17 protein-coding genes are annotated in these 16,876 nt (G+C 42.0%); 4 read left to right on the forward strand and 13 right to left on the reverse strand.

The features are described from left to right. Nucleotides 1-33: 33 nt before the first annotated feature. The 7 genes from NKI27_RS11800 to urtA all read right to left on the reverse strand — a co-directional run bounded on the left by NKI27_RS11800 (nucleotide 34) and on the right by urtA (nucleotide 7,496). Nucleotides 34-972: an RluA family pseudouridine synthase gene (locus tag NKI27_RS11800; RefSeq protein ID WP_265046250.1), complete on the reverse strand. Its 939-nt coding sequence runs from the start codon at nucleotides 970-972 to the stop codon at nucleotides 34-36. Nucleotides 973-1,011: 39 nt separating this feature from the next. Beyond that, nucleotides 1,012-1,686, reverse strand: a complete 675-nt coding sequence (locus NKI27_RS11805) for a spermidine synthase (protein WP_265046251.1) — start codon at nucleotides 1,684-1,686, stop codon at nucleotides 1,012-1,014. 123 nt (nucleotides 1,687-1,809) lie between these two features. Beyond that, the gene (gene urtE / locus NKI27_RS11810; protein ID WP_265046252.1) at nucleotides 1,810-2,505 is read right to left on the reverse strand and encodes an urea ABC transporter ATP-binding subunit UrtE; all 696 of its coding nucleotides are present in this window, start codon (nucleotides 2,503-2,505) and stop codon (nucleotides 1,810-1,812) included. 4 nt (nucleotides 2,506-2,509) lie between these two features. Beyond that, complete coding sequence (gene urtD, locus NKI27_RS11815) at nucleotides 2,510-3,238, reverse strand: urea ABC transporter ATP-binding protein UrtD (protein ID WP_406803153.1); 729 nt, start codon at nucleotides 3,236-3,238, stop codon at nucleotides 2,510-2,512. A gap of 104 nt (nucleotides 3,239-3,342) precedes the next feature. Then, nucleotides 3,343-4,428 carry an urea ABC transporter permease subunit UrtC gene (urtC, locus tag NKI27_RS11820; protein ID WP_265046254.1) on the reverse strand — a complete coding sequence of 362 codons (1,086 nt, stop codon included), beginning with the start codon at nucleotides 4,426-4,428 and terminating at the stop codon, nucleotides 3,343-3,345. 3 nt (nucleotides 4,429-4,431) lie between these two features. Continuing rightward, nucleotides 4,432-6,078 carry an urea ABC transporter permease subunit UrtB gene (urtB, locus tag NKI27_RS11825; protein ID WP_265046255.1) on the reverse strand — a complete coding sequence of 549 codons (1,647 nt, stop codon included), beginning with the start codon at nucleotides 6,076-6,078 and terminating at the stop codon, nucleotides 4,432-4,434. 125 nt (nucleotides 6,079-6,203) lie between these two features. Continuing rightward, a complete protein-coding gene (urtA, locus tag NKI27_RS11830; RefSeq protein WP_265046256.1) occupies nucleotides 6,204-7,496 on the reverse strand; it encodes an urea ABC transporter substrate-binding protein in 1,293 nt (430 codons plus the stop codon). 444 nt (nucleotides 7,497-7,940) lie between these two features. On the opposite strand from urtA, the gene NKI27_RS11835 reads away from it, so the two are divergent. Next, nucleotides 7,941-8,357 carry a hypothetical protein gene (locus NKI27_RS11835; protein ID WP_265046257.1) on the forward strand — a complete coding sequence of 139 codons (417 nt, stop codon included), beginning with the start codon at nucleotides 7,941-7,943 and terminating at the stop codon, nucleotides 8,355-8,357. 110 nt (nucleotides 8,358-8,467) lie between these two features. On the opposite strand, the gene msrA is transcribed toward NKI27_RS11835, so the two are convergent. Next, entirely contained in the window at nucleotides 8,468-9,109 is a 642-nt protein-coding gene (msrA, locus tag NKI27_RS11840; RefSeq protein ID WP_265046258.1) for a peptide-methionine (S)-S-oxide reductase MsrA, read from the reverse strand. Nucleotides 9,110-9,257: 148 nt separating this feature from the next. Here msrA and NKI27_RS11845 point away from each other — a divergent pair, with 148 nt between their 5' ends. After that, on the forward strand, nucleotides 9,258-9,764 hold the full coding sequence (locus NKI27_RS11845) for an acyl-CoA thioesterase (protein WP_265046259.1): 507 nt from the start codon (nucleotides 9,258-9,260) through the stop codon (nucleotides 9,762-9,764). Between the two features lie 30 nt (nucleotides 9,765-9,794). Here NKI27_RS11845 and NKI27_RS11850 read toward each other — a convergent pair whose 3' ends face one another. The 3 genes from NKI27_RS11850 to NKI27_RS11860 form a co-directional block, all read right to left on the reverse strand. Next, on the reverse strand, nucleotides 9,795-10,592 hold the full coding sequence (locus tag NKI27_RS11850) for a methyltransferase (protein ID WP_265046260.1): 798 nt from the start codon (nucleotides 10,590-10,592) through the stop codon (nucleotides 9,795-9,797). 67 nt (nucleotides 10,593-10,659) lie between these two features. Continuing rightward, the gene (locus tag NKI27_RS11855; RefSeq protein WP_265046261.1) at nucleotides 10,660-11,667 is read right to left on the reverse strand and encodes a methyltransferase; all 1,008 of its coding nucleotides are present in this window, start codon (nucleotides 11,665-11,667) and stop codon (nucleotides 10,660-10,662) included. A 178-nt stretch (nucleotides 11,668-11,845) separates the two neighbouring features. Further along, nucleotides 11,846-12,721 carry a cell envelope integrity protein TolA gene (locus NKI27_RS11860; RefSeq protein ID WP_265046262.1) on the reverse strand — a complete coding sequence of 292 codons (876 nt, stop codon included), beginning with the start codon at nucleotides 12,719-12,721 and terminating at the stop codon, nucleotides 11,846-11,848. 151 nt (nucleotides 12,722-12,872) lie between these two features. Between NKI27_RS11860 and NKI27_RS11865 the strand changes: the two genes are divergently transcribed. After that, nucleotides 12,873-13,058, forward strand: coding sequence for a hypothetical protein (locus tag NKI27_RS11865; RefSeq protein WP_265046263.1), 186 nt, complete (start codon nucleotides 12,873-12,875; stop codon nucleotides 13,056-13,058). 13 nt (nucleotides 13,059-13,071) lie between these two features. On the opposite strand, the gene NKI27_RS11870 is transcribed toward NKI27_RS11865, so the two are convergent. After that, a complete protein-coding gene (locus NKI27_RS11870; protein WP_265046264.1) occupies nucleotides 13,072-13,806 on the reverse strand; it encodes a TIGR01621 family pseudouridine synthase in 735 nt (244 codons plus the stop codon). Then, complete coding sequence (locus tag NKI27_RS11875; protein ID WP_265046265.1) at nucleotides 13,806-15,767, reverse strand: AarF/UbiB family protein; 1,962 nt, start codon at nucleotides 15,765-15,767, stop codon at nucleotides 13,806-13,808. The genes NKI27_RS11870 and NKI27_RS11875 overlap by 1 nt, the downstream gene beginning before the upstream one ends. Nucleotides 15,768-16,039: 272 nt before the next feature. Here NKI27_RS11875 and NKI27_RS11880 point away from each other — a divergent pair, with 272 nt between their 5' ends. Beyond that, entirely contained in the window at nucleotides 16,040-16,813 is a 774-nt protein-coding gene (locus tag NKI27_RS11880) for a pseudouridine synthase (protein ID WP_265046266.1), read from the forward strand. Nucleotides 16,814-16,876: the final 63 nt, after the last annotated feature.

Consider the following 16,876-nt stretch of genomic DNA (forward strand, 5'->3'; position numbering starts at 1 on the left):
CCGTTATAACTTTGTTTGATTATCGGCTCCATCTTAAGGCAGAAAACGAGTCCACTGTTCAGAAACGTCTCGATCTTGAATAATTATATCTGTTCCATCCTGTTGCCATATATTATTTAAATGAACTTCACACGCATGTAATAGATGATGGCTTGTCAGTAACTTTAGATCATCACTGGCTGAAAGTGGCTGTTCTAATCGCTTTAAATACATCTCACCATTAAGACTATATATTTTATCGCCCACTATCGGGTGCCCTAAACTTGCGAGCTGTGCTCGAATTTGGTGTTTTCGGCCAGTAAACAGTTCGCACTGAATCAATGAAAATCCAGCGCGCTGACCCAACACTTTAAACCCGGTTTTACTCTTTTTACCTTCACCATTTACGACTTTGTGCATTTGGCACCTAATAGGACTATCTGCAAGCGTCGATAAATCACATTCATACTCTAGCGCTTGCCAAGTAGGCTCACCATAGACTATTGCATGATATATTTTTCGTTTGATGAGTCGAGAGAGTTCGGGCTGATATTGTTTAGCCATCGCATTAGTCTGAGCGACTAACAACACTCCCGAGGTTTCAAGATCTAGGCGATGTAATAAATGGGCTTCAGGCCAGGGACTTTCTCGACGCAAAAGCTGAATTAGCGTGTTATAAACGTTTCGCGTCGTGCGGTTAACCGGCAGATTTGAAGGTTTATGAATAGCCGCTATTTCATGGTTAGACCAGAGTAACCGCCAATTCGTATCAACCTCAGCTTCTTGGTAATCAGGAACCGTATAGCTAACAAGCTGCCCTTCGGCGATGACTACACTTTCACGAACAGCCGTATTATCGACTTGAATGTGGCCGGAATTCAGCAACGAAAGCCACTGATCGGCATTAAGATAAGGTATACAAGGTAACAAACAATCGAGTAAAGATTGAGAGGCTTGCCGCTGGGTTACAGTAAAGGAAAATTGAGCATCCAACGTGCTGAGCCTCTATTTTAATGTTGACCTACTTGCTGGTTACCATGCCAACCAAATAACATGTTTAGCCCCTTTACCGGGCTTGTGCGCTCTGACGGTTTCAGCTGTAACCTGAAAGCCCGCACGGCGTAAACGCTCGGTAAATGTGGGGTCTTCACCCGCTGACCAATACGCCAATATACCGCCCGATTTAAGTGCACTTTGCGCTTCTGCGATACCTTCAGGTGAATAAATCCAATCGTTCTCTTTGCGTGTTAAGCCTTCTGGCCCGTTATCTACATCGAGCAAAATCGCATCATAGAAGCCCTCTTCACGCTTCATCAGCTGACCGACATCGCCCAAGTGAATCTTTGTTCTAGGGTCATTTAAAGGATAACCTGATGCAGCCCCTAGCGGCCCTCTATTCCACTCCACAACCTCCGGCACAAGCTCTGCCACAGTCACTTCTGCATCGTCTTTAAGCGAGCCTAGTGCGGCTGCGAGCGTAAAGCCCATCCCCATCCCACCGATTAGCACTTTAACGTCTTTGCGGTTGGCAATACGTTCGCACGCCAATGTTGCTAAGGCATCTTCAGAGCCATGAAGGCGAGTATTCATCAACTCACCGGTTTTACCTGCAATTTTGATTGCAAATTCATCATTACGTTGAAGGAGTCTAAGTTGAGAACCTTGACCAGGAATGATAGCCGTACCGATTTCATTAAAACGGGCCATGTAAACACTCAATGAGAGTTAAAAAAGGGGCTAGATTATAACGCGAGAACGGAGACCTATACCATTGTTTTAAACTAATGGCATAGGTCTTAGCGGGGTAGAATGGCGGTCTCTTTTAAGGGCTTAAACCGTCAAGTATTCCTTGATGAGGTCTTCTGATAAGTCATCAATATTGCCGATAGCAACACGTTTACCTCTTTCCATAATACAAAAGTTATCCGCAACTTTTCGGGCAAAAGGTAGCTTTTGCTCTACCAGTAACACTGTGAGCCCAGTTTCTTGATTTAATTTACGAATAATATCGCCAATTTCTTGCACAACATTAGGCTGAATACCCTCTGTAGGCTCATCAAGAATAAGCAGTTTCGGATCAACCACCAACGCGCGACCTATCGCTAACTGCTGCTGTTGACCACCCGATAGATCACCGCCTCTGCGATTAATCATCTCTTTAAGCACAGGGAAAAGCTCATAGATAAAGTCAGGTATTTTCTTAATGTTATCTTTTCTTGCCGATAGACCAATTTGTAGGTTCTCTTCTACGGTCATCGCAGGGAATATTTGTCGTCCTTGAGGAACATAACCAATCCCCATTGATGCTCTTTTTTCAGCAGAGTAATCAAATAGGCTTTGCCCCATAAACTGAGCGTTACCTGACTTAATGGGCAACAACCCCATAATGCAGCCTAACAACGTGGTCTTACCAACGCCATTTCGTCCCATTAAAACGGTACATTTCCCTTCTTCTACATGAAGATTAAGATCCCAAAGCGTATGGCTTTCACCATAAAACTGGTTGAGGTTTTCTATTGTAAGCATGTCATCACTCTCCCAGATAAACTTCTTTAACGCGTGCATCGCTTTGAATCTGATCCATAGACCCCTCTGCAAGCACACTCCCCTGATGTAAAACCGTCACTTTTTTAGCAATTGACCGAACAAAGTCCATATCATGCTCGACGACAATCACGGAATGTTTACCTGCTAATGAGGTCAATAGCTCAGCGGTTCTATCCATTTCTTGGTGGGTCATACCTGCAACCGGCTCATCAACCAGCAATAACCTAGGGTTTTGCATCAATAGCATGCCAATTTCTAGCCACTGTTTCTGGCCATGAGACAATGCACCTGATCGCGCCATACTATGCTCTTGCAGTCCAATTTGAACCATCACCTGTTCTATATGATCTTTTTGCTCACCCTTCAGCTTAGAGAATAACGTCGGGAGTACACCGCGAGGCCCCGCCATCGCCAACTCAAGATTATCGAACACCGACTGTTCTTCAAACACAGTCGGTTTTTGAAACTTTCGGCCGATTCCTGCCTGGGCTATTTCTGGCTCACTCATCTCAAGAAGGTTAATCTTTTGGCCAAAATACGCAGTCCCCGTATCAGGCTTGGTTTTGCCGGTTATGATATCCATCATCGTGGTTTTACCTGCGCCATTAGGCCCGATAATGCAACGCAACTCACCTTCATCTATATAGAGGTTTAGGTTATTAATAGCCTTGAACCCATCAAAACTAACACTCACATCTTCAACATACAGCATGCAACCATTCTTTATCTCAAGGCGTTTATCTGCCTGAGGGGCCACAAGGTCAAACACACGATCACGCTCACGAATAGAGTCTAAATAAGTCGTAACTGAAATACTCATGCGGCTGCCCCCTTACGGTTCATAAAGCCGGCAATGCCTTTTGGAAGATATAGCGTACCAAGAACAAACAAGCCACCTAATGCAAATAGCCATACTTCTGGCATTGCTACGGTAAAGTAACTTTTGGCATAGTTCACCGCAATCGCGCCAATGACAGCACCGTATAGTGTTGCTCGTCCACCAATCGCGACCCAGACCACTAACTCAATGGAATTAAGAGGTGAAAATTCATTCGGGTTAATGATCCCCACTTGAGGAACATATAACGCACCCGCAATGCCGGCTAGCGCAGCGGAGAATACAAAGACCCAAAGCTTAACTTTGTCGACACGGTATCCGATAAAACGCGTTCGATCTTCCGAATCACGTATCGCCATACATACTCGACCGAGTTTAGACGTCACTATATATCGACAGGCAATATAGCCAAGAGCAAGAAACACCGCTGAAAGCGCAAACAAGGTGAGTCTTGTACTATTGGATTGTAAGCTAAACCCTAATATGTCTTTAAAGTCTGTCAGACCGTTATTTCCGCCAAAGCCCATTTCATTTCGATAGAACGCGAGCATAAGCGCGTAGGTCATGGCCTGAGTAATGATTGACAAATATACACCCGTTACACGTGAACGGAATGCCAACCAACCAAACACAAAGGCTAAAATGCCAGGTACTAACACCACCATAATCATGGCAAACCAGAACATATCAAACCCTTGCCAAAACCAAGGCAGCTCTTTCCAGTCTAGAAACACCATAAAGTCAGGAAGGATCGGATCACCGTACACACCCCGATCGCCAATCTGCCTCATCAAGTACATACCCATGGCGTAACCACCCAAGGCAAAAAATGCACCGTGCCCTAAACTTAAAATGCCCATATACCCCCATACAAGGTCAACCGCTATGGCGAGTAATGCAAAGGTTAAATACTTACCGAGTAACGTGACGGTATAGGTTGATATGTGTAACGCATTGCCTTCAGGTACAAATATGTTTAACCCTAGAACGGCAACAGTTACGATCGCGAGAACGATTAGAAATATTTGAGATTTCTTATCAAATAATTGTTTATTAGTATGCATGATTTACCCTTCCGCTCCACGGCCCTTTTGAGGAAAAAGCCCACGAGGTTTTTTCTGTATGAAGAGAATAATAAAAATAAGTACCAGTATTTTTGCGAGTACAGCACCAGACATAGGTTCTAACACTTTGTTAGCCACCCCTAATGACATGCCGGCAACTAAGGTTCCCCAAAGGTTTCCTACACCACCAAACACCACCACCATAAATGAATCAATGATGTATGCTTGCCCCAAGTTGGGCCCTACATTGGTTAATTGACTTAAAGCGACACCTGCTACACCGGCAACACCAGAACCCAGACCGAACGTTAATGCATCAACCCACTCAGATCGAACGCCCATCGCTCGCGCCATAGCACGATTCTGCGAAACTGCTCTTACCTTTAAACCTAATGTGGTTTTCTTAAGCACAAAGAACAACATGGCAAACACAATCAAACAAAAAATGATGATATATAGACGATTATAGGTGATGGAAAAAACAGGGTTTATTTCAAGCGCCCCACTCATCCAGTCAGGGGTTTCAACACTTCGATTGAGTGGTGAGAAAACTGAACGTACCGCTTGCTGCAATATCAAGCTTAAACCAAAAGTGGCCAATAATGTTTCAAGTGGACGACCATATAGATGCCTAATAACACCTCGCTCGATGGCAATACCAACTAAACCAGACACCAGAAATGCAGCAGGTATAGCAACAAACAACGATGCACCAATATTATTCGGCATGATTAACTGAATCACGTATGTCGTATAGGCACCTAGCATGATTAACTCGCCATGAGCCATATTAATAACGCCCATAACGCCAAAGGTGATTGCCAACCCTATTGCAGCTAACACTAAAACGGATCCAAGGCTTAAGCCAAAGAACAACGTTTCCATCAACGCATAGTTATCTATTCGTTTATCAATTTTAGCGAGCGTTTTAGTCGCTGAATCAATAACACGCTTTTCAGTTTCATCATTAACGACAGTTTGTAATGCATTTCTTACCGTGGGCTCTAAACTATCTTCTAGCGTCTTTATAGCGGCTAATTTCTCTACTACGGAACCCGTTTTTAAATTACCAATGGCAATCCCTGATTCAATAAGGGACCTAACCTTCTCATTCTTTTCTTGCTTATACAGGGTTTCAAAAAGCGCAATTTGGTTGTCATCAACCACGTCAAATAAACTGATTACGGCTGCACTTCTTTTAGCAGGGTCTGGGTCCGATAATTGTATCTGAGCTATTGCCGCTTTTATCTTGGTACGTAACGTATTATTAATCGCAACACGTTTAACTTTCCGCTTGCTACTCACCGTGTAGGTTTTGCTAGTGTCTAAGATGTCAGCAAGCAAATAGCCTTTACCGACTTCTTCTATGATGGTGACCAGTCGTTTTTCTTTTTTCAATCGATATAAGTCACCCGCCAGCAACGTTTTCAGTAATCGTTCTGAACGTTCATCACGACTCTGAGCTAGTAGGTCTATTCCTTCTGTAACACGCTTAAAGTTTTTCCCCTGTAACTTAACCATTGATTGATCAAAGTATGTGTCAGACCAAGCCGTAGCGGAAGCTAACATTCCGATGAGCAGCATGATCATACTGACGATCTCAAGCTTTGATTTACATTTTGCTAAGTCGTGCTTTCTAAAACAAAACATTTCTTTTTCCCTATTCAATCGCTCTGCCTGCTATGACTGCAAACTTTAGAGGATGAAAATGATAAAAGACCACCACTCTAAGAGCAGTGGTCTGCGGTGCATTGCTAGTGTTAAGCAGTCAAATATTAGAAGTTTTGACCAGAGCACTTAGCGGTCTTAACGTTGTAGTTACCGCAAGAAAGAGGCGATCGCCAATCAGAGATAATATCTTTTGAACCAGGTAAGAAATCAGACCAAGCATCACCTGCTACATTACCTGTTGTCTGCCAAACTACCTGAAACTGACCGTCGTCTTGGATTTCACCAATAAGTACAGGCTTAGTCACATGATGGTTAGGCATCATTGACGAAATACCGCCGGTTAAGTTAGGTACAGAAACACCGATAATCGCATTTTGCACGACAGCAGGGTCAGTAGTCCCTGCTTTCTCAACCGCTTCAACCCACATATTGAAACCGATGTAGTGCGCTTCCATTGGGTCGTTGGTTACACGTTCTTCGTTTTTAATGTATGCCTGCCAGCTCTCAATGAATGCTTCGTTTGAATCATCTTCAACACTCATAAAGTAGTTCCAAGCGGCTAAGTGACCCACTAATGGCTTGGTATCAATACCTGAAAGTTCCTCTTCACCTACAGAAAAAGCAACGACAGGAATCTGCTCTGAAGAAATACCTTGGTTACCTAGTTCCTTATAAAATGGAACGTTAGCATCACCGTTTATTGTTGAAACGACCGCTGTCTTCTTACCAGCAGAACCGAATTTCTTAACATCAGATACAATGCTCTGCCAATCTGAATGACCAAACGGCGTGTAGTTAATCATTATGTCTTCTTCTTTTACGCCTTTAGCTTTTAAATAGGCTTCAAGAATTTTGTTAGTGGTGCGTGGGTAAACGTAGTCAGTACCTGCAAGTACCCAACGTTTAACACCCAGATCTTTCATTAGGTAGTCAACCGCAGGGATCGCTTGTTGGTTTGGCGCTGCGCCAGTGTAGAAAACATTTTTAGACGACTCTTCGCCTTCATACTGAACAGGGTAAAATAAAAGGCTATTGAGCTCTTCTACTACAGGAAGAACAGATTTTCGTGATACTGACGTCCAGCAACCAAAAATAGCGGATACATTCTCTTTGTCGATCAACTCTCTGCCTTTCTCAGCAAAAAGAGGCCAGTTTGATGCAGGGTCAACAACAACAGGTTCAAGCTTTTTGCCGAGTAAGCCCCCTTTTGCATTTTGCTCTTCGATCAGCATCAACATGGTATCTTTTAATGTTGTTTCACTAATCGCCATAGTGCCGGACAGTGAATGTAAGATACCCACTTTGATTGTTTCATCAGCCGCTATAGCCTGAGACGCTGAAAGGCTAAGCGCTACCGCAGCCGCTATGCCCGAAATTGAAGCAGTAATTTTTTTCATTCCTATCTCTCCTAGAGACCCTAACTGAATTATGATTTTTATCAGTACACATCTTTTTTATGAATGCACATACTTGAGTTATTAATCATTTTTCAATCCAAGTTCTATATAACACTTTATTTACAATATGTTATGGAGATTTATAAGCTATTTTTAACACTATAATTATCAACGTAAGCACTACTTAAAAGCATAAAAATATCATGACGCACCATTTAAAAGCGATTTAAGCAAGATCAACGAAAAAAACGCACTACGTTTGAATACGCAATAGTGCACAGCACCAATAGAAGGCAAACTAACTAAAAAACAACATGATTTATAAGAGGAATGATTTAAATAGTAAATTAGGATGAATATTCTAATTTATTTCCCTAATATCGATTTTATAGGCAATTTAGTGATCAAAAACACTAACTATCACATACAGCACTGGGGCATTTAATGATTCAAGAAACATTTAAAACTCAACTTAAGCAGATTCAAACAGTCAGCGAGAAAGTTCAGTCTCAATTAAAACCTCAGTTAGATAAAGCAACGAAAGAAGGTAAAAAAGTACTCAGCCAATTAGGTTCAAATGCGATTGAAGAAAAAACAGTTGCAGAAGTCATTGCAGAGATACGCGAACACAACCCTACACTTAAGCGCTTAATACTTAATTTAGATTCGGCAACCTATGATACTCGCAAGCAACTATCATGGAATGCCACTATGATGAGCGCATATGCAAAGCTTCAAGCTGAAAGCAAATTCAACAACGACGTTAAGCCAGTCATCAGCGACTATTTGACTTCTGTTGACGGTAAGATCAAATCGTTGCTAGAAAAAGCAAATGAGTTAAAAGGTAAAGTGATTAGCTAAGTTTTAGAAGTAAGCACTACCCCTCCCTAGCATCTTTACACTATATCGATTGCTAGAGATCATTCGCCCCTATCCCCAGGGGCTTTTTTTTGCCTGATATTTACTCATTCTTACTCACTATAACAAACACCTGTTCCACCTAGACCGCAATAGCCCTTTGGATTTTTCGCTAAGTATTGCTGGTGGTAAGTTTCTGCATAATAAAACTCAGTAGCAGCCGTTATCTCGGTGGTTATAGGGCCTCTTCCTGCATTTTCTAGTTGGTGTTGATAGTGATCAGCCGCTTCAATGGCCTGGGATTGCTGTTGCTCACTATAATAATAAATACCTGAGCGATATTGAGTGCCCATATCATTCCCCTGCCTCATACCCTGAGTCGGGTCATGAGATTCCCAAAATACCTTTAGAAGATCGTTATAGCTGACCATATTAGGGTCAAATACAACAAGAACCACTTCATTATGCCCTGTCAGCCCTGTGCAGGTTTCTTCATAGGTTGGATTAGGGGTTATACCCGCTGCATAACCAACCGCGGTTGAATAAACACCATCAATATTCCAAAACTTCTTTTCAGCGCCCCAAAAACACCCCATACCAAAGAGTGCGCGCTCACAGCGCTCAGGAAATGGTGTCTTAATGGTGTTACCTGAAACAAAGTGAACAGGGTCAACGGCCATTTCTTTCGTTCGCCCAGGCAAAGCGGTATCTACAGTAGGAAGGAGGTGTTTTTGTGGTGGATAAGGATTCAACATTATTTTTCCTTTGTGGTGTAACGTCTAAACTACCTGTAAAATCGATAACATTACTCAGTACAGTACACTATTAAGTCTATACTACCTAAGGCAATTTAGTCGCGTCTTTAGGGTCTGACCATAAAGCTATTATCACCTAGGACAACCTATGTCTCAACAAAGCACCAAACCCGTTTCTGACTCCTCTATAGAGGGGCAAGTATATAAGGTTTTTCCAAACGATTTAAATGCACACGGCACGGCATTTGGCGGAATGATTATGGCAAAGTGCGATCGGCTTTCGCTAGTCGTCGCCGAACGGCACAGCGGATACGTTTGTGTTACAGCGTCGGTTGATTCAATCCACTTTATGGCACCTGCAAAAGAGAATGATACATTGGTATTTAAAGTCTCGATCAACAGGGCATGGAGTTCTTCAATGGAGATCGGCGTAAGAGTAGAAGCTGAAAATAGCTATACAGGCGACAGTAAACACATTTTATCGGCATATTTTACGTTTGTTGCCTTAGATGAAAATAATAAACCCGCTAAAGTCCCCGCTTTAACGATCGAGTCTGCACTACAAGAAAGACGCTTTCAGCAGGCAGCAGTTCGACGTGAAGCAAGACTACAGACAATAGAAAAACTTAAAAATTATGAAGCTATAGAACGTTAATCTCACATCCATAACAGCTTACAGTAGATGTTATGACCGCTTTCGAGCAATGACGTGGATATAGCGCCCAAGCGATAGGTAAGGCTCTTGGCGACATAATAACTTTTCCATATGTAGAATATCTTCATAGCTGCGACTCGCCTGAAGGTCTCTATTTAGATAGTCATTAACCACTCTGATGCCGGTTTTGCTCACGATATCAAACCCGGCGCTCTCCAACCAACCATAAACATCAAGGGGGTCTAACGGACTAATGGGTGTTAACCCCCCCTTTTCGCCTATGAAATCATTAGACACTACTTTTCGAAAGTTCCCTTTTAATAGGTTTTTCATAATCACTGAGTGTTTATTGTAAAACATCAGAGACAAGTACCCATCATCTGCAACCGCATTCATTGCGTGGGTTAACCCTGCCTGAGGGTCTGCCAACCATTCAAGCACTGCATGGAAAATCACTAAATCAGAAGGCTCAGCGGTGGCTTGCGGCAGCTGGTCAAGCGCTAGATTCTTTAACTGGTAATACTCAGAAGGGATATTTTCAGCGATAAAATGCTGCTGGGCTAATTCGAGCATATCCTTCGAGACATCCGTCACGATGACATTATGACCCTCCTCGGCCAATTTTGCAGATATCTGCCCTATCCCGCCACCTACATCTAGAACTGATAAACTCGCCGCCTCAGGTAAATCATTTAAAAGGCGCTCTTCGAGGTCTTCCCATAATAACTGCAGACGGATCTCACCCTTAGAGGAGCCGTATATTTTTTTCTTAAAATGCTCTGCCAATCCGTCAAAATTACGGTCTTGAGTGTGCTCATACTTGTTCATTTATAAATCACCAAAAGGGCAATATTAATGCCCTTTAGAAAACCTGAAGACCATAAGAAGGAAGACTTTATCTAAATGCTTTGTAGACTCTGAATTTTGTATTTTCTGTCACGACAGCGTAACGATCTAGCGCTCCGTCAATCAACTCAGCGTACTTAAGAAAGCTGTTTGCTACTAATCGAAAAGGTGCGTTTTTCGCCATGTGATCAGGTACCGTGCGAATAAACGTTTCAGTGATACTGTAGTTTGTTTTAACACCACTGTGGAATGGAGGATTAGTATATACACCGTTGAAGCGCCCTGTAACATCGCGCAAGCCATTAGATGGATAGATTTTTCCTTTAAGGTTATTACGCGCTAGCGTTTTTTCAGCACAATATAAAGCCAACGCATTAATGTCTACTAACTCAACCATGGCTTCTGGGTTTCTTTTGGATATCATCGCACCCAATACACCACAACCACAGCCAAAGTCTAGAATTCTACCTGATGGTATTTTACCTAAGTTTTCGAGGAGTAATGCCGTTGCATCATCAAGTCGCCCGTGGCTAAACACACCCGGTATAGAAACGGCCGTTAACGTATCTTCGCCTGCACTATACTCATACTCTTTTAACCAGTCATCTAAATTAAACGGTTTACTTTCAATGGACTTAATAACACTCCAAAGCTGACAGTGCCTCGCCATATCAAGCTTGATTGGGTTTTCACCCACAGTACTTAGTTTTTTAGCGACACTGTTAATGCCTTCTTTCTTTGCTCCGACTAAAAGAAGCTCTCCCCCGATCTCCATTTTTGAAGACACCATAGCAAATAGTAGATCAAGTTCAGGTTTGGACTTAGGCATAAACATCAGAACCTGTTTAAACAGTTGATCTGATTTAAGTTCAGCTCCCCAAGAAAGGTTTTCAAAACCGCTCTGGCTAAGCATTGAATAAACCGAATAGTCCCAAGTAAATGCTTGAGAGTAATCTAGCTGAGACAACAGGTCGTCATCGGGCATGCCTACAATCAACAAAGATGAACCGTCGAATATATTTAGGTTTCTAGCCACGACCTGTGAGGTGTTTTGCATGAAGAGATCTCGTCATTAAAAAAAGGGGGATTATAGCGCAGTTTCAAAAAATCTACGCGCAGATAATCAATAATTCTACATATAAACATGCCGTACCGTAGCCCTGATGTAGTGAGGTGTGAACGGAATCAGGGTTTTCAAATTAAACTACAGCAATCAAATTTTAATCATCACAGAGTTACTGCTTCAAGATATTCTCATCATAGTAAAACACCAAGTCTTTATAATATTTAGCCGCTATAGCTTTAGAGCTTGGAACGTCAAAACGATGAACACGCTTAACAGCCTCTAATACCGTCAAATCAAGCACAAAATCTCCACTGCTCTTCACTATCTCAACGCTAATTAAATAACCATCACTTCCTAAATCAAAACTGATCGCCCCTCTACCGGGTCGAACGGGGTTTCTTGGCTGTATGATTTTTTCAATAATCTGTTGCTTCATACGCGCCAAATATAAGTTAACCATTTTCAGTTCATCTGACTGATTCTCACTATAAACCTGTTTACTCTTTTGCTCGCTATTAGTTTCGGCTATATCAGGCTTTTTATCAGTAGTTTTGGTGTTTTTATCAGCATTTTTAAGGTTAGTAGCAACGGTCTTGGCTTTAGCTTTTTCTGTTTTTTCGGCCTTTAGCTCTTCTTTTTTATTGTCTTTAGTTTTGTCACCGACAAGGTCTTTGTCAGCGTTGCCTACTTGTTTGTCATTTTTTATTTTCTTGGCTGTATGGTCGGTGTTGTTGGATGAGGCAAACGTATCTGCATTGTGCATGGGTAGATGCCGTTCTTCGTTTAACTTCTCCTTAGGGGGCTGCTGTTTCTTTGGCTTAGACTTGGGTTGCTGAGTCTTTTGTTCTGGCGGCGGGGGCTTTTGTACGGGTGGCGGAGGTGGTACTTTTGGCTGTTGGAGCGTTACCTGAACTGTTGTTGAGTCCGTTACGGGGTCTGGCTTAAATAGTTCGTTTATATCAACCCACCACCAGACCAGGATGTGCAGCAATATACTGACGATCAGCAAGACCGAGAAAATGATTTTGGACTGATTATTTAACATTGAGGGAGAGTGTTCATTTTATTGTTATTTGAATACATCATTTTATCAGTATTTTTACCACATCAATCCACTGAAAAGTAGCCTCTCGTATTACTTAAGGTCATAATAGCTCGATAATTATGCTATTCCGTTTCATATTCAGGCGTCCGTTATGTCTAATGTCATTCAATTTAAACGCCCTTCACTTAAAGAAAAACACAAAGGGAAAACACTTTGCAAAAGTGGTTTCCATAAATGGGAAATAGTGAAAGAAAAACAGTTTGATGTTAAGCAGGGCAAGTTAATCACGCTCTATCAATGCAATCGATGTGGTGAGCGAAAAACAAAAGCGCTGTAATAAACTGTTCAGGTTAAACGTTTGTTTTAGGCCATGCCAATAACCAAGGTTCTGCGTATTGCTTAATGGCCTGCTTAAAAGCAGGTGACGTAAATAACGCCCCTACTGTTGGCTCGCTGACAAAGCAATAGTCCGTACCAGCTAAGTTAAACCTAATTGCATAGGCATGAAGATAACCTCTTGATGCCACTTTCATAGAATCGGTATTGTACAATGGGTCACCAAGTACTGGCGCCCCCACACTATTTAACGCTACGCGTATTTGATGGGTTTTCCCTGTTTTTGGTTTTACCAAAAATAAGCGCTTACCAGATACAAGTGATGTCGAAAAAAACTGCGTAATCGCTGGATTTTCTAGGGTTTTACTAAGCTTCCACATACTTCTGCGTGAACGAACCATATCCCCTTTTATCATGCCTTGCTTCTTACTTGGCTTTCGGTCTGAAACAGCTAAGTAATACTTGTCTACCCGCCGTTCACGAAAAAGCGTTGATATTGCACGATTAGCCTCAGGTGTTCTCGCCAAAACTAATAACCCTGAGGTTATTTTATCCAGGCGATGTACAGGGTACAGCTCACTAACCCCCATTGCAGACTTAACACGTTCAACGATACCGAGTACTTCATTTTCAGTATGAAAAGAGATGCCCGGCATTTTATTAATAATAATAAACTGCTCGTTCTGCGCGACTAGTTGAAACGCGTCATCAGAAAAAGTATCTGTCGAATCCGTTGTCTCAATATTCACTATTCAGCCACCGTCAACGCACGCCGAACACTTTCACGCTTGAGTGATAATCGGTCTTTAAGAAGATTAACGGGGAATAACGATAAGTCTTTGATTAAGTCAGCCGTCATTGTCAATTTAGAGACTCCGTTGTACATATTAAGATACGTACCGGCCATCGCCACGATTGATCGAGAAAGGTGCAAGTAATCACTCTGCATTACGATTCCTAATTGGTAGGTATTAGAAATTAACTGTAGTGACGCTTGAAGTCGTCGATGAAGCCCCTCTTGCCCTTCTCGGTACAACGTTATTGCAATATTTTTCTCAAGCGGTGTAATTTTCTTCTTGGCCAATGTTTCATCCAACGCCTTTTTAATCTCTTCAAAGCGAAGCTCATTCGCTTCTGGCGTGGTACTCATTTCAATCAAAACACGTGCTAATTTACTTGTGTCGCCGGCGAGCACAGAGGTCAAGTAATTCCATATAAGCAACCATTTACCGTTCATGTCGACGGCATTTCCCCAGTCGATAAGGTAGAGCTGCGCATCTGCACCCACCATGATATTGCCCGGATGAAGATCACCATGAAACTCCTGATGAACGATCAAATGCTCTAAAATGGTAAACAAAAAGTTTTCAGCGATCTTACGCTGAAAGCGACTTCGACTTTTGCCTTCATGCTCACTAATCGCTTGTTTAATCGCCATCGCTTCATCTAGGAATTCCATTTCTAATATTCTTCCTGAGGAAAAATATAACTGAGGAACATGCCAGATATTAGACTTTTGCGATCGATCGACAAAACGCCGTTGTATTACAGCTTCATCTTCAAAGTTAAGCTCTTGCTCAAACCCTTTGGTAAATTCTTTAATCTGCTCAGACATTGCTGACAAGAAGGGTAATAGTTTTGAGTGTGGTGCCCAGTACTGACTACTCATCAGCATTAGTTCTATGGCTAAAGAACCCATTTGAAATTCGCGTTCAAGGTTGTGCCGAGCCACTTTCACGATAACAGGCACTAATACTTCAACACCGTTTTTGACCATAGGCTTTTTAGCTAAATAAACCGAGCCAATAGAGCCAGACTTGAGGGGTTTGTCGATATCGAAATTAAAATAAATCTCTTGAGGCGCTTTACCAAATACTTCCATAAATGCCTGAAGCACATCTTCAGGTAGCATGGGGTCAACATCTTCTTGGAAAACCCTAAGCTCAGAGGCGATCTCTTCCGGTAAAAGGTCAGCATTAGACGCTGCCACTTGCGCCATTTTTATAAATAACGGCCCAAACTCTCTAACCATTTTAGAGATTATTTCAGCTTGCGTTGAGAAATCTTTAGGGTCAGTTTGTAAGAAGGGTTTGATATAACGAATAGCCTTAATCTGGCGACGTAAAATCCGGAGATCCCCCCTTAAAATCTGCGTTTTTTGCATCATATCAGACGCAGCGATCTGATTAACTTTACGGATTTGTTTAACCTTATTAATCAACTCAACCAGTAAGGGTTCGTATGTTCTTAACACTAGGCGAACAATATCGAGGTTTAACTCAACCAGCCCTTTTAATTCAGGCGCACTAATAAGTTCTTGAAAGAATGACCAGAACTCTTCGACGATAACATCAGGAATTTCTACTGGGCTACGTGCAACGACTTGCTTAACTAGAAAACGAATTAGGTTCTCGGTCGACTCTTCATTCGGCAGCAGTTTGTACTTTCTCAAGTACGTCGTAAATAAGCGTGAATGTTCAGATAAAGGGTGTTGGTATAACACCTCAAATAGGTTATCTAAGTCACTCGACAACTCGTCACGTGTGATGTTGTTTTCACGTATTAATAACTGCGCAACCGGCCAGAACGCTTTTGGCAACTTAACGGTGCTTACAGCAAAGCCACTAGCACCTCGTAATACGCTGTCCGTGCGCTGTTTTAGGATCGGTAAGTTAACTTCAACTATTTTCTTGCTTTCCTTCTCCACCATACCTGATCACTTACTCTCAAAAAGACTGTAGTTCTATAACGCTATGATTCTAAAGTTAGTACCCATCCTGAAATACTGTAATTGTACAGTTTTGTCATTCTTGCGAAGGCGAGATCCAGGGTTTAAAAATGGACACCCGTTAAGGCTAACTCAATAATTCTACGTATGGGTCAATACAAACTGTTACCATTCTATTATGTAAATAGAAGATTATCAGCCCAATTCATCATATTCTGACTAATTAATACAACATATACGGCTATAGTGTGGTTATGGAACAAGAAAAACTGGATATTATATATAAAGATCAACATATTATAGCGATTAATAAACCATCCGGTTTACTGGTTCATAAAAGCCCAATAGACAAACATGAAACCCGATATGCCATGAAGATTTTAAGAAATCAGATTGGCCAGTGGGTATACCCCGTTCACCGCTTAGATAAACCTACTTCAGGACTACTTCTTTTCGCATTATCGCCTGAAATAGCCAAAAATTTAGGAGAACAATTTACAAATAATAGCGTTAGGAAAATGTATATTGCGGTGGTTAGAGGTCATACACCGCTCGGTGGCATTATTCGCCACCCGATAAAAGAAACGGCTATGTTCAAGCACCAAAAAAAACTCGTTGAACAAAGGGCACCTCAAGATGCGCTGACACTCTTTAGACAACTGGCAACCACAGAGCGCCCCTATTCGATCGACCGATACCCGTCTACACGCTATTCGTTAATTGCCGCGTACCCAAAAACCGGACGCACCCATCAAATCCGTAAACATCTAAAGCATATCAGCCATCCTATTATAGGGGATGCCAAGCATGGAAAAGGCAATCTAAACAGGGCATTCTCTGAACACCATGATAGTCATCGATTGTTACTGGCTTCAGTCGCTCTAACCTTCTTGCATCCCGTTACGAACAAATGCATCCACTTGAAAGCGCCATTACAAGATGATTTCAAAAAAACATTAAATTCGCTTGGTTGGGATGAGCACTATATTCCTAACTGGGTCCCTAATATAACACCCAACTTGAAATAAGGAATTAATGGCGCGCGGCGTCAATCTAGGTATGTTTTGGTCAATACCGATTCACATATTATC

This window comes from Alkalimarinus alittae (genome assembly GCF_026016465.1).
Lineage (GTDB): Bacteria > Pseudomonadota > Gammaproteobacteria > Pseudomonadales > Oleiphilaceae > Alkalimarinus > Alkalimarinus alittae.